The 13441-nt window shown below is 43.0% G+C and carries 15 protein-coding genes and 1 tRNA gene; 7 read left to right on the top strand and 9 right to left on the bottom strand.

From position 1 onward, the window contains the following. Positions 1 to 123: 123 nt before the first annotated feature. From MUN53_RS14325 to MUN53_RS14315, 3 genes are read left to right on the top strand one after another with little or no spacing between them, the layout of a single operon-like run. The gene (locus MUN53_RS14325) at positions 124 to 729 is read left to right on the top strand and encodes a hypothetical protein (RefSeq protein WP_243326147.1); all 606 of its coding nucleotides are present in this window, start codon (positions 124 to 126) and stop codon (positions 727 to 729) included. Between the two features lie 4 nt (positions 730 to 733). Next, on the top strand, positions 734 to 1138 hold the full coding sequence (locus tag MUN53_RS14320) for a structural protein P5 (protein WP_243326145.1): 405 nt from the start codon (positions 734 to 736) through the stop codon (positions 1136 to 1138). Next, positions 1135 to 1599, top strand: coding sequence for a DUF6808 domain-containing protein (locus tag MUN53_RS14315; RefSeq protein WP_243326143.1), 465 nt, complete (start codon positions 1135 to 1137; stop codon positions 1597 to 1599). Before MUN53_RS14320 ends, MUN53_RS14315 begins: the two co-directional genes overlap by 4 nt. 76 nt (positions 1600 to 1675) lie before the next feature. Here MUN53_RS14315 and MUN53_RS14310 read toward each other — a convergent pair whose 3' ends face one another. The 4 genes from MUN53_RS14310 to MUN53_RS14295 form a co-directional block, all read right to left on the bottom strand. Continuing rightward, positions 1676 to 1852, bottom strand: coding sequence for a hypothetical protein (locus MUN53_RS14310; RefSeq protein ID WP_243326142.1), 177 nt, complete (start codon positions 1850 to 1852; stop codon positions 1676 to 1678). A gap of 249 nt (positions 1853 to 2101) precedes the next feature. Beyond that, positions 2102 to 2175, bottom strand: a tRNA-Ala gene (locus MUN53_RS14305). 130 nt (positions 2176 to 2305) lie between these two features. Continuing rightward, positions 2306 to 4867, bottom strand: a complete 2562-nt coding sequence (gene glgP, locus MUN53_RS14300; RefSeq protein ID WP_243326140.1) for an alpha-glucan family phosphorylase — start codon at positions 4865 to 4867, stop codon at positions 2306 to 2308. A 103-nt stretch (positions 4868 to 4970) separates the two neighbouring features. Then, positions 4971 to 6635, bottom strand: coding sequence for a glycosyltransferase (locus MUN53_RS14295; RefSeq protein WP_243326139.1), 1665 nt, complete (start codon positions 6633 to 6635; stop codon positions 4971 to 4973). A gap of 127 nt (positions 6636 to 6762) precedes the next feature. On the opposite strand from MUN53_RS14295, the gene MUN53_RS14290 reads away from it, so the two are divergent. From MUN53_RS14290 to MUN53_RS14275, 4 genes are all read left to right on the top strand, one after another. Next, on the top strand, positions 6763 to 7047 hold the full coding sequence (locus MUN53_RS14290) for a hypothetical protein (RefSeq protein ID WP_243326137.1): 285 nt from the start codon (positions 6763 to 6765) through the stop codon (positions 7045 to 7047). 2 nt (positions 7048 to 7049) lie between these two features. Beyond that, positions 7050 to 7595, top strand: a complete 546-nt coding sequence (locus MUN53_RS14285; protein ID WP_243326134.1) for a 1-acyl-sn-glycerol-3-phosphate acyltransferase — start codon at positions 7050 to 7052, stop codon at positions 7593 to 7595. A gap of 152 nt (positions 7596 to 7747) precedes the next feature. Beyond that, positions 7748 to 8533: an amidohydrolase gene (locus MUN53_RS14280; RefSeq protein ID WP_243326132.1), complete on the top strand. Its 786-nt coding sequence runs from the start codon at positions 7748 to 7750 to the stop codon at positions 8531 to 8533. 31 nt (positions 8534 to 8564) lie between these two features. After that, positions 8565 to 9818 carry an AmpG family muropeptide MFS transporter gene (locus MUN53_RS14275; RefSeq protein WP_243326131.1) on the top strand — a complete coding sequence of 418 codons (1254 nt, stop codon included), beginning with the start codon at positions 8565 to 8567 and terminating at the stop codon, positions 9816 to 9818. Between the two features lie 15 nt (positions 9819 to 9833). Here MUN53_RS14275 and MUN53_RS14270 read toward each other — a convergent pair whose 3' ends face one another. The 5 genes from MUN53_RS14270 to MUN53_RS14250 all read right to left on the bottom strand — a co-directional run bounded on the left by MUN53_RS14270 (position 9834) and on the right by MUN53_RS14250 (position 13237). Next, positions 9834 to 10439 carry a ribonuclease HII gene (locus MUN53_RS14270; protein ID WP_243326129.1) on the bottom strand — a complete coding sequence of 202 codons (606 nt, stop codon included), beginning with the start codon at positions 10437 to 10439 and terminating at the stop codon, positions 9834 to 9836. Positions 10440 to 10502: 63 nt separating this feature from the next. Then, positions 10503 to 11177 carry a PAQR family membrane homeostasis protein TrhA gene (trhA, locus tag MUN53_RS14265; protein WP_243326128.1) on the bottom strand — a complete coding sequence of 225 codons (675 nt, stop codon included), beginning with the start codon at positions 11175 to 11177 and terminating at the stop codon, positions 10503 to 10505. A gap of 24 nt (positions 11178 to 11201) precedes the next feature. Further along, a complete protein-coding gene (locus MUN53_RS14260; protein ID WP_243326126.1) occupies positions 11202 to 11750 on the bottom strand; it encodes a nitroreductase family protein in 549 nt (182 codons plus the stop codon). A gap of 7 nt (positions 11751 to 11757) precedes the next feature. Then, positions 11758 to 12360 (bottom strand): riboflavin synthase, encoded by a 603-nt coding sequence (locus MUN53_RS14255; protein WP_243326124.1) that lies wholly within the window; start codon positions 12358 to 12360, stop codon positions 11758 to 11760. Positions 12361 to 12490: 130 nt separating this feature from the next. Continuing rightward, entirely contained in the window at positions 12491 to 13237 is a 747-nt protein-coding gene (locus MUN53_RS14250) for a DUF6261 family protein (protein ID WP_243326122.1), read from the bottom strand. Positions 13238 to 13441 lie beyond the last annotated feature (204 nt).

The raw sequence follows: 13441 nt of genomic DNA, 5'->3' as shown, positions 1-13441 counted from the left end.
ACTTGGTAAAGGTTGTTTGGGAATTATTCAAGCCGAAAGATGAAGTAATTCATTTGGATTAAGTTTTAGGTAGTTTAGGTTATCAATTGGGCGGTGTGACAGGCCGCCCTTTATCAGGAAAGCATGGAACAGACAGAAGCGGCATTACAAGTTGCGAAAGGCATTAGCGAGTATGGTATATTGGTGGTCATAGCGGCTTTTTTCCTCGTATTCGCCATAGGGGTATTAGTGTGGAATATGGTGTCTTACAAGAACCTGACAGAACGTATTTTTACTGAATTTGGTGAGAAGATCACAGATGTACAGGAGAAGGCAAATAGGAATCTCGAGACTATGGTTGATATTGCGGAAGGTTTGATTCCGGAAACGCAGCTTCGTATAAAAAATACAAGCAGTGTCTACTTTGACCTGGCCACGGAGAAGGTCTGCAGATTGATCAAGAGGGTTCGGGAAGAGAACCATATCGCTGATAGGGAGGCGACAGCCAAAAAGATCCGGACATTGCTGACGAACATGTATGAGGACCGAAATAGCCGGTTTGATTCCTATAGGTACAGGGGTAAGCGGCTGTCCGAGTACACGAACCCGGAATGGGTGGAATGGGTGGCCAAGGTTGTCGAGGGTGAGTTGTACAATGAGTCCGGGGCCAATAACGGCCGGGCGTACACGAACGTGTCGGCTGTCTATGAGAATATCAAGTTGGATTTTTATCACAGGTTAAATGGTTAAGGTTATGGCAAATAAACCAAGAGGTTATCGAAATAACAATCCGGGTAATATTCGGATTAACGGGGATAAGTTCCAGGGTGAGGTTATTCCATCACGAGACAAGGAGTTCAAGCAATTTGAGAGCATGGCTTACGGTTATCGGGCTATATTCAAGATCCTACGCAATTATCAGGTAAATTATAAGCTGAACACGATCCGTCAGATGATCGGTAGATGGGCTCCGGAAAATGAGAATGATACGGGAAATTATATATCTGTCGTGTCGGATAGATCTGGAATCCCCGCTGACGATCCAATCCGGACAGATAACAGGGAGATGATGATCCGAATAGTCGCCGCTATGTCGAAGGTCGAGAACGGACAGGAGGCGGATATGTGTGATGTGATTGATGGCTGGGAATTGCTATGAAAGCTTGGCAAGCTATACTCATCATATTGCTGACAGCAGCAATATGTTCTGTAATTGGTTACGGTTATGGGAGACGGGGAACACGGGGCTTCACGTCTGCAGCTGATACATCACACTTCCGTGACACACTTCGCGACAGTATTCCTTATCCAGTGATCGAGACTGTTGTGCAAGAAATACCAGAACTGTTCCCTGTCTATATAACCCTGGATGGCGATACGATCCACGAGACAGTTTATATTCCTGTTCCCATATCGCAGAAGGAATACCAAACAGAAAACTATCGTGCTTGGGTATCTGGTTATAAGCCGTCATTGGATAGCGTATGGGTATATCCGGAAAAGATCATCATCCGGGAGAAACCTCGCAGATGGGGGATCGGTGTGATAGCCGGTTATGGAATCGGACGGAATGGTTTATCTCCTTATGTTGGTGTAGGAGGATATTGGAGAGTGTGGTAAGGAATTTTATCTACTTGCTATAACTGAAATAGTATATAAATAAGATATGCGGATGATTTTATCAACCGCATATCCCTTAAATAATCCACTCCGTTGGAACAGAGATTCCAAAAATCATTTTGTAGTTCTCTACAAAATATTTTTTGAACTTCATCAAATCTTCTCCAGATAGATTTGATATTTCATACTCTCCCGTAGGGCCAAACTCATATATTTTCTGCCCAACTTTAAATGTTATTTTTACAATATTCATATTATATTTTTTTGTTCAAACAAAAATAAGTCATTCTATTGCTTATAGATAAATTTAATATGGATAATCCGTTCACCGTGAATGAATTTATTTAGACAGGGACTAAATCATAAATCGAGCAATAAAACGAGGACTATTATTACGATCGTTAGATGATACTAGAAAATATTTAGATGATATGAAAATAATGTATTGTATTGATTATAATATTTAGATGATATTAGATAGTATTAGATGATATATATAATGTGGAGTATATCGGACTCGAACCGATCACCTTTAGACTGCCAGTCTAACGCTCTAGCCAGATGAGCTAATACCCCTTTTCCGACAAAGCAAAGATAATAAAATATCCGATTTTATCAAATCAGATCATACAAAAAAGAGTACACCTTCCAAAAGATGTACTCTTTTTATGTATTTATAGTACGAAATTACGCTTTATATCGTCAATTATAACTGAATCCAACGTACAAAAGCGAAGTCCATACGGTGAGGCAAGTTCGGGTTCTTCGGGAAGATACGGAAACCTAACTTATGATTTCCTGCTTCTGTCGGAGTAATCTTCAATTCAAAGTACATATTTGTACCTTCCTCTTTCTTAAGCTCGAATTCTTTCTTCTCGATAATAACCGTCTGATGCTTTTCCGGATCTTCCTTAGTAATGATTGCTTCAGCGCCTAACATACCAGACAACTCATGACGATCAATTACCAGGCTGAAGGTACTTTCCTTACCTACAACAGGTCCGTTAACAGCAAATTCAGCATCACTCGTAAATGAAGTTACTTCAAAACAATCCCAATGAGCAGCAACTTCTTCCTTCCATGCTGCAATTTCCTTGGCTTTAGCATAATTATCTTTCACCAGGACTGCTGAACGAGTAGCCAGCTTCTTATAGAAACGATCAATATAATCGTCCAACATACGCTTCATTGTATAATTGTAAGCGATTTGAGACATTGAATTCTTGATGTATTGAATCCATTCAGGAGAATAACCTTTACTATTCTTAGCATAGTAGGTTGGTATTATTTCTGATTCTAACATCTGATAGATAGTAGCGGCATCCAACTGATCTTGATACTGCTGGTTTTCATAAGTACGCTTATCTGTCAATGCCCAACCAGCACCTTCGCGATAACCTTCATACCACCATCCGTCTAAGACAGAGAAGTTCAATACACCATTCATTTCTGCTTTTTCACCTGATGTACCTGAAGCTTCCAACGGACGAGTCGGAGTATTCAACCACACATCCACACCAGCTATCAAGTGACGTGCTAAGCGCATGTCGTAATTCTCAAGGAAAATGATTTTACCTTGGAATTCAGGACGACGAGAAATCTCAATAATATGCTTGATTAATCCTTGTCCACCACCATCAGCCGGGTGAGCTTTTCCTGTAAATACAAACTGAATCGGGAACTGTTCGTTGTTGACGATCTTAGCCAAACGATCCAAGTCTGTGAACAACAAATGTGCACGCTTGTAAGTAGCAAAACGACGACCGAAACCAATCAACAAAGCATTCGGATTGATCTTTTCCAAAATAGAAACTACCTTAGCAGGATCTCCCTGATTCTTCAACCAAGTAGTCTTATATTCATTCTTGATGTATTTGATCAGCTTGTTCTTCAATGTCTGACGGATATTCCAAATTTCCTCATCCGGCATTGTCTGGATAGCTTCCCAATACTTCTGATTAGACTGATCAGCATAGAAGTTCTTATGGAATCTCTTATAGAAGAACTCTTTCCATTCTGTTGAGGCCCAAGTAGGCATATGAACACCATTCGTTACATATCCAACATGTAATTCATCGGGGAAATAACCTTTCCAGATAGGAGCAAACATTCTTTGAGAAACCTTTCCGTGTAACCAACTTACACCATTAGCTTCCTGACAAGTATTCAATGCGAAAGTACTCATACAGAACTTTTCATTTGAACCCGGGTTCACACGTCCCATGTCAATGAATTCCTGCCAGCTAATTCCTAATTTGTTCGGGAATTCACCCATATAACGCCCAAACAGACCTTCATCAAAATAGTCATGTCCAGCAGGAACCGGCGTATGTACAGTGTAAAGTGAAGATGCACGAACTACTTCCAATGCCTGATTGAATGACAAACCTTCTTTCTGAATATAGTCAACCAAACGCTGTGCATTGATCAAAGCAGCATGTCCTTCATTACAATGATAAATCTGTTTCTTGATACCCAGCTTGTTCAGCATCATGATACCACCGATACCCAACAGATATTCCTGTTTCATACGGTTTTCCCAATCACCACCATACAATTGGTGAGTAATTGAACGGTCCCATTCACTATTCTGCGGTATATCCGTATCCATTAAATACAAAGGAACACGACCTACACTAACTTTCCAGATATGTGCATAAACCGTACGTCCCGGATAAGGAACTTCCAATACCATCGGTTCACCATTTTCTTCCATAACCTGAACCAATGGAAGAGAATTAAAGTTCTGTGCTTCATAGTTAGCAATCTGTTGGCCGTCCATCGATAAGGTTTGTGTAAAGTAACCATAACGATACAAGAAACCAACAGCACACATATCGACATTACTGTCACTTGCTTCTTTCAGATAGTCACCGGCTAAAACACCTAAACCACCTGAATAAATTTTCAAAACATTCGTCAAACCATATTCCATGCTGAAATAAGCAACAGACGGTTTGGTTTGATCTGGCTTCACATTCATATAAGCTTTGAAATCAGCATAAACTTTTGTGATTTCAGCCATCAATTCTTTATCAGCCAATATTTCTTCTGTCCGCTGAAAAGATAGGTTCTGCAATAATTGAACAGGATTTCCTTCTGTTTTCTTCCACAGAGCAGGATCTATTTTTCCAAATAGCTTTGCTCCTTCATGATTCCACACCCACCAAAGATTGGTAGACATTTCTTTCAACCCTTCTAAAGAGGCGGGCAATTTAGACTGAGAATAAACATCCTTCCAAATAGGATCATTTGATTTGATTTTCATTATCGTGAAGTTTAGTTTATGTTTCTTTTATTTATTTCTATTTTGATATATTTATCAAACGGCGACAAAGATACGCAATTTATTTGATTGAAATTGAATGTTTTCAAGAATTCCTTGCTTTCGCATGAGTTAACGCAACTGAAAAAGCTTCCTTATAGTAAGAAATGAATCTTGTCCATTCTGCCTTTTGAGCCAAAGCGAAACAATTATCTTTAATCATGTTTTTCCACTTTTCATCCTCCATATCTGCCAAGGCCAAGATCTGGTTGGTTATCTCTGTTGCTACCTCGAAATAATTGAAATCCGTACGGTCTATCACCACAACTCCTTCTTTTATATCCTTTCCGGATACACCAGCTTTCTGGGCCCATAAGCCGAAACCAGCCAGATTCGTAGTAATAGTAGGAATTCCAAAAGCAATACTTTCCAACGGAGTATATCCCCATGGTTCGTAATAAGAAGGATAAACCGTTGCATCCATACCGATCAGAATATCATAATATGGCTTATTCAGAATACCATCTTTCCCATCCAGGTAGCAAGGAATAAAAATAATCTTCAGCTTTTCATCCTTTGCATTCGTAAAGCCGGCATATCCTATGTAATTCATTACCCGGTCATCCTGCATCTGATTTAACCAATGTGTAATGAAAGGACATTGCATAGGCTCTTTATTCGGATAATCCATTTCGATTGCTTTCTTCAAATCCGAACGTACATCCCGTACCCATGCAGGAACCATGATAAAGGCGATCGTTTCACGTTGCAACTGTCCGCTGGTACGAACCCGATTCATGGCTTCAATAAATACGTCAATACCTTTGTTGCGGTATTCATAACGGCCACTCGTAGAAATCAGTAATGCATCCGGATCTATCGGATATCCCAATAACTTCTCGGCCATATTCAATAACGTTTTACGGGCTTCAGCTCTCTTTACGGCATATTCTCTAGCCTCAGGTACAAAGTTCGGTTCAAATCCATTGGGAGTTACAACATCCGGATTCTTATCCAGCAACTGTTCGCACTCACGAGCCGTAATATCACTTACCGTAGTAAAACAATCGACCTGATGAGCTGTCTGTTTCTCTATAGAATGTTTGGCTTCCATATTCAGCTCATATGCCATCTGATCTCCGTTATATCCGTCCATATAGGCATACAACGCCTTGTTGTTTCCGGCAATGGAACGACCGATAGATGTAGCGTGTGTAGTAAAAATTGTCGCCACTTTCGGCAATTGTTTCTTTACATACAAAGCCCCCATTCCCAGCATCCACTCATTAAAATGAGCGACAACCGGTTTATTTTCCAATTTATAATAATGATAAAAGCTTTCTATGACCTTTCCTACCGCATAGGCAAAAATACAAGATTCGTCATAATCTCCGTATGCATGAATAGAATCGACATGAAAATGTTCCCACATCATGTAGTACAACGCATCTTTTTCCGGGAAGAATGGCTTGAAATCAACCAAAATGACAGGAGGCATTCCTGGCACATTCCAACGCCCTATTTTCACCCGTAGACCTTCCGTAGATTCTGCATGTTGCTTCCAGTCGGTAAACAAATTAAGATCATCTACAAAATCCAATGGTTGAGTTTTATCCCAAATATCGGGTCCGATAAAAATAATCTTATCACTCAACATCTGTTGCAAAGTATGCGCTTTAGTCGAAAGAACCGTATAGATTCCGCCAACCTTATTACAAACTTCCCAACTACTTTCAAATACATATTCTGGCGTAGTCTCTGTATTGTTCATTCTGTAGTTCTTTTAATGGTATGATTTTCTGAGCGCAAAGATAATCTTTTTTACGCTTTTTTGGATTAGGCTTTTATATTTAATTGTAAATTTTGTAGCTTTGTGATATTCTAATAATAAAACGACTATGGCTAAAAGAAGAATTTTAAAGAAAGAAATCGGCTATACGGCTGGTAATCTATTTCTAGAAGCAATGTTTTGTAAATTGTATCTTCCGGGTACGAATCCTGAGGCTGCAGATTCTATCATGGCTCGGATTCTGGATATGCAAGATAACTTTATCTGCCGTGCCGGCAAACCGGATGGTAAGGACAATGCAAAACTGGTAAAAGCTTATTACAAAAAACTTAGAGAAGACCTGCAAAAGGAAATCGATGCCATTGCTACTGAAATTGGCGAATTAAACAAATAAGCATGATGCAAGTTATTTGTAGAGCTCTTCTTCGCTGGTTTGGCTGGAAACTGGGACCGCACAATGGTGTAGAACTCCCGAAATGTGTCATATGTGTAGCTCCACATACAAGCAACTGGGATTTTGTCATCGGGAAATTGTTTTATACATCTATTGGATTGACAGCTGGTTTCTTAATGAAGAAGGATTGGTTTTTCTTCCCCTTAAATCTGATTTTTAAGAGTATGGGAGGAATTCCGGTTAATCGAGACAAACGGACGTCACTAACCGACCAAGTAGTTGAAATGTTTCAGACACACGACCGATTTCAGGTAGCCATTACTCCTGAAGGAACGCGAAAGCGGGTTGATGAATGGAAAAAAGGATTTTACTACATCGCCCTTAAAGCACAAGTTCCCATATTAATAGGATACATGGATTACGGGAAAAAGGAAGTAGGTATTAAAGAGATATTTTATCCAACGGGTAATGCCGACCAGGATCTGGCTGCTATCCGCGAGAAATACAAAGGGGTTACAGCTTGCCATCCGGAATGTTTCGGTGGTTAGTCCATCATCCCAGCATAAAAAACAAACCGGACTGGATTAGTTCTCGTCCGGTTTGTTTTTTAGAACCAACGAAGTTGAAAAACGAAACTCGTGAGAATTACTTTTGATTCTCGTTTATTCCGAAAACGAAACTCGTATCTTTTATTAGGAAAATGGAAAATGATTTGCGCATAAGCCTCCTGCAGTTTCCCATCGAATGGGAACAGAAGGAAAAGAATTTACAAGCTTGCGAATCCCGCTTAAAAGGGAATAAAGGGAAAACGGATTTAGTGGTACTGCCGGAAATGTTTACGACCGGTTTTTCCATGAATGCCCAATCGCTGGCTGAAGATGTAAACGGGGAAACCATTTCTACCGTTAAATGTTGGGCGTCATCTTTGGATATGGCTGTCACAGGAAGTTTCATCGCTTGCGAAGATGGTCATTATTATAACCGTGCCTTTTTCATTACACCGGATGGACAGACTTATTACTATGACAAACGTCATCTGTTCAGCATGGCAGGTGAAACAAAGATCTACACAGCCGGAAGCAAACGTCCGATCATTTCTTACCGGGGATGGAATATTTGTCTGCAGATTTGTTATGATCTGCGCTTTCCTGTCTGGAGCCGAAATCAGGATCATGCCTACGATCTGCTGATTTATATGGCCAACTGGCCCGAAGTACGTTCTTCGGTGTGGCAACCTTTGCTCCAAGCCCGCGCAATCGAAAACCAGACTTATGTTTGTGGAGTGAACCGAACTGGTGTAGACGGAAAAGGATTCAATTACATCGGTGGTTCCGTTCTGTTCTCTCCCAAAGGTGAAAGAATGGGATGTGCTTACAACCGTAAGCAGTGTTTACTCACCCGTACCTTATCTGCCGACAAGCTGGCCTCTTTTCGTAGGAAGTTTCCAGTAGCCAACGATCAAGATTCATTTCAGATAAATTTGTAATTGAAATACCAACCAGACTAATACCTGAAACATGATGACAACAAAGAAATCTCCTTGGAATTGGATTCCTTCATTATACTTCGCTGAAGGTCTGCCTTATGTAGCCGTGATGACGTTATCCGTCATTATGTACAAACGACTCGATGTTTCCAATACGGACATTGCTCTTTATACAAGCTGGTTATATTTCCCTTGGGTAATTAAACCTCTCTGGAGTCCGTTTGTGGACCTGATCAAAACAAAGCGCTGGTGGATCTGGATCATGCAGGTACTGATCGGTGGCGGAATGGCCGGAATCGCATTTGTCTTGCCCGGAGATTTCTTCTTCCAGGCAACGCTTGCCTTCTTTTGGGTGATGGCTTTCTGCTCTGCTACCCACGACATTGCAGCCGATGGGTTTTATATGCTCGGACTGAATGAAGAACAACAAGCGTTCTTTATCGGCATCCGAAATACCTGTTACCGCATTGCCATGATCACCGGACAAGGCTTGCTGGTTATGCTGGCCGGTTGGTTAGAGAAAACAACCGGTCATATCCCAATGGCCTGGAGCCTGGTTTTCTTTGTCATGGCAGGAATTTTCATCGCGCTTGCCCTTTGGCATAAATTCATCCTGCCGAAACCTTCATCCGACAAGCTGCGAAGTGGTGTCACCATTCATAGTATCTGGAAAGAGTTCGTACAGACCTTTTCGTCGTTCTTTTCCAAGAAAGGAATTATACCGGCTCTCCTCTTCATGTTGACATACCGCTTGGGTGAATCGCAATTGGTTAAACTGGCATCTCCGTTCCTCCTGGATCAGCCTGAGAAAGGTGGTTTGGGATTAAGCACTGGTCAAGTAGGATTTGTCTATGGAACCATCGGTGTCATTGCCCTGCTATTAGGAGGAATTGCCGGAGGTATTGCCATTTCGAAACACGGCCTAAAACGTTGGATCTGGCCAATGGCTCTCGCCATCTCGCTTCCTAATCTAGTTTATCTCTATTTGGCATACGTACAAACAGACAACTTCGCCATTATCAACACCTGTGTTGCCATCGAACAGTTTGGTTACGGATTCGGATTTACCGGATATACCATGTATCTGATGCTTTTTGCCGAAGGAGAATATAAAACATCCCACTATGCTATCAGTACCGGATTTATGGCACTCGGCATGATGGTGCCTGGCATGATTTCAGGATGGATTCAGGAATGTATCGGTTACCAGCACTTCTTCATTTGGGTGATGCTCTGCTGTATCCCGCTGTTTCTAGTACTTCCGTTTATCCGAATCAATAAATAGCGAGAAGAAATCGGGCTAAAACAAATCCAAGGTCAGTTGGCCGTTGCCCAACAGATTATAACTCTTCCGGTGGTAAGGCGAAATTCCGTACTCGGCAATGGCGGCCCGATGTTTCTTTGTCGGATATCCTTTGTTATGATCCCAATCATAGACAGGATATTCCCGATGTAACTGATTCATATAATCATCACGGTATGTTTTGGCCAAAATGGATGCGGCGGCAATCGAAAGGTACTTTCCGTCACCTTTCACGATGGTTGTATGCGGAATATTGGGATAAGGATTAAAGCGGTTCCCGTCGATCAACAGATGTTCCGGACGAATCTTCAACTGGTCGATGGCACGATGCATGGCCAAAAAGGAAGCATTCAGAATGTTAATCTGATCTATCTCTTCCGGCGAAACGATTCCAACAGCCCAAGCCAAGGCAGACTCTTCTATCACACTCCGCAAGGCATACCGCTGTTTTTCGGTCAGCTGCTTCGAATCATTCAACATTTCATTCTTGAAATCAGGAGGCAAGATAACAGCTGCCGCATAGACGGCACCTGCCAGACAACCTCGTCCGGCCTCATCGCAACCGGCTTCGATCCGGTTCTCTTGTAAATAAGGTAATAACATCTTCGTTTGTCTTTACAACTACAAATTGAATAGCTTTTCGGCTGTTTCTGCAGTTTTTATTCTTCACAACCATAGCTCCAGGACTTTCCACACGGCCACAATATGACAAGCCGATCCTGCCAATACAAAGAAATGGAAAACAGAATGAGTATAACGAACATGGCGGAAGGAATAAAACACCGCACCCGCGATATAACATACACCCTCGGCGATAATCCAATAGCAAGCGGCCTCGGCCAAGGCAAACAAGGGGCGAAAAGCAACGAGGATAGACAATCCCATCACGATGAAACAGAGAGTTTCCACATGACTATGCTCTTCCATTTTACGGAAACTGGCTATCGTCCCGATAAGAGCACACGCCCATACAAAGGCGAACAGCCCCCAGCCCCATACGCCTTCTTCACGCAAGATCGTGAGGGTAACGGGCGAATAGCTCCCGGCAATATGCCAATAGATTGCGGCATGATCCCACTGCCGGAGCTTTTTCTTCAGCGGATTGTGGTGGCGCAAGGTATGATAAAGGGTTGAAGTCAGGTAAGAACCGCCCATGCCTACGAAGTAAAGCCAGACACCCAGCGTGGCCCAGCCGTCGCCGTGTTGGTGACAATACGCCAGGAAACAAATACAGACAATCAGCCCCAGCGCAATCCCCGCCGCGTGCGAGATCGCGTTTATCCGTTCTTCTTCCTTGGAATAGAATAATCCCCGCCTTTTTTTCTTGACTGCTATTTCCATCTGATTATCGGACTAGGGGAATACTTACTCGTAGCGGTTCCAGCTGGCGATCTTTTCCAAATCTTTCCGTACTTTTTTCCGGTCGGGTTGCGTTGAATAGCCGATCACGACATCCAGCAACACCCGTTTGCCGGAAGGTATTCCCAACAGTTTGCGTACTTTATCCTCGTCAAACCAACCGAGGATACAACTGCCCAGTCCTTCGTCTTCGGCAGCCAGGACAAGATGGGCGGCAGCAACACCAACATCAATGTGGGCGAAGTTTTTATCCTTCAGCCAAGCTCCGAAACCGGCGCTCAGGTTCGGTTTCTCTTCTACCACCACGATATGTACCGATGCTTGCTTCGAGAAGTGGTTTATCCCCAGGATTTTGCTCGCCACGGCATCCGCCAGTTTATTCTTCGTCTCCGGATCGTCCACCACGATGAAATGCCAGGGCTGCGAATTGCAGGCCGAAGGCGCCAGGCGGACGGTCTCCAAGATCCGCCGGATTTTTTCTTTCTCTACCGGACGGTTCGGGTCGAAAGCCCGGTCGCTTTGCCGCCGGGCTGCTAAATCAAAGAAGTTCGTCATCTCCGGATTATTTATATTGCATCATCTTACTGATATATTTCCCCACGATATCAAATTCGAGGTTCACCACAGTGCCTTGCTCGATCTGGCAGAAGTTCGTATGGTCGTGCGTATAAGGAATGATCGCGACCTGGAAGCTGTTATCCTTAGAATTACATACCGTCAGACTGACGCCGTTCACGCAGACAGAACCTTTTTCGACCGTCACGTAGCCTTGCTGTGCCATCGCCTGGTCGAATTGATATTCGAACGTATAATACCAGCTGCCGTCGGCCTCTTCCACCTTCGTACAAACGGCGGTTTGATCGACGTGCCCCTGAACGATATGTCCGTCCAAGCGGCCGTTCATCAGCATGCTCCGTTCCAGATTTACCAGGCTGCCCGGCACCAGATGTCCCAGATTAGAACGATCCAGCGTCTCCTGGATAGCCGTTACCGTATAAGTTTTGTCGATCTTCTTAACGACAGTCAGGCACACGCCATTGTGCGCCACGCTTTGGTCGATCTTCAATTCATTCACAAACGAACATTCCATCGTTATATGGATGTTCCCTTTATCTTTTTCTACCGCCACCACCTTGGCAGCTTCTTCTACAATGCCTGAAAACATACTGATTTTGATTTTTAGAGTTTCGATGTGCGAAGATACGGAAAATTATCTGGTTTTAAAGGAAAGAAGACCGAGAATACACGGCACAAAAAAACTCCCGGCACGTCTGCGAGCCGGGAGCATCGAGGCATTAAGCCTTGTTTTCTTCGGTTGATTTCGACCGTTCCGCCATGCGCTGGTTATACGCCTGGTTGGTATCGGCAATCAGTTTGTTCACCTTGGTAATGAAAGCCGTAAGAACATCAGACGGCGTAGCGATGCTGAAAGCAAAGATCGTCGTCACGATCGTGTCATACTGGACATACATTTCTTCGCGGATGGATTTGACCGATTCGGCAGGATTAGCCATTTGGCTGGCGGCACGGCTGTCAATCAGCTCCCGGTATTCGCCATTCAACTCTTCGAAATAGACCAAATCTTCCGTCATTCCCAGCGCCGTGATGTGCGCGATGTTTTCGCTCTTCTTCAAATCCATTAACAAGCCATCGACGGCCTGCACCTGCTGCCGTTGGGGCAACGACTGCACGCCGAAATACGGTTTCACCACATTTTGCAGGGCTTGCGCCGCCTCCCGCTTCGTCGGGTTCGGATGATTGGCCCCCGTCTTGATCGTAGAGAAGAAATACGTCAGCAAATCATCTTCCTGCTTGTCCAGTTCCGTGATCCGGGCCGTTTCAGAGGCGATCCGGCTTTGGTTGACCAGTTCCACCAACTTATTGTAGTTTCCATAGAACGCCAGATAGGTTTCTTCCGGCGCATGCAGGGCTTCGACAGTCCCCTCTTCCACATACGCGCAAATTTGCCCGGCAAAAAAGGCAAATTCGGCGTTGTTGAGCTTTGGGAAATAAAATTCTTCAGGTTTTAAAATTGCACTCATAACACTAAAATTATATGTTCGCCATAAATATATACATTTTCCCTCTATAATCAACTATCTTTCAAAAAAATATAACCATTTAGGCAGAATTTGATTTTCTTGATTTGGAAAATGAAATTCTGTACAACGAATCTGATTTTCTTAATTTGGAAAATGAAATTCTGTACAACGAATCTGATTTCCTCGATTTAGAAAATGAAATTC

The organism is Parabacteroides faecalis (assembly GCF_022809355.1).
GTDB classification, from domain to species: domain Bacteria; phylum Bacteroidota; class Bacteroidia; order Bacteroidales; family Tannerellaceae; genus Parabacteroides; species Parabacteroides faecalis.
This window is presented reverse-complemented; position numbering and strand designations above follow the sequence as displayed.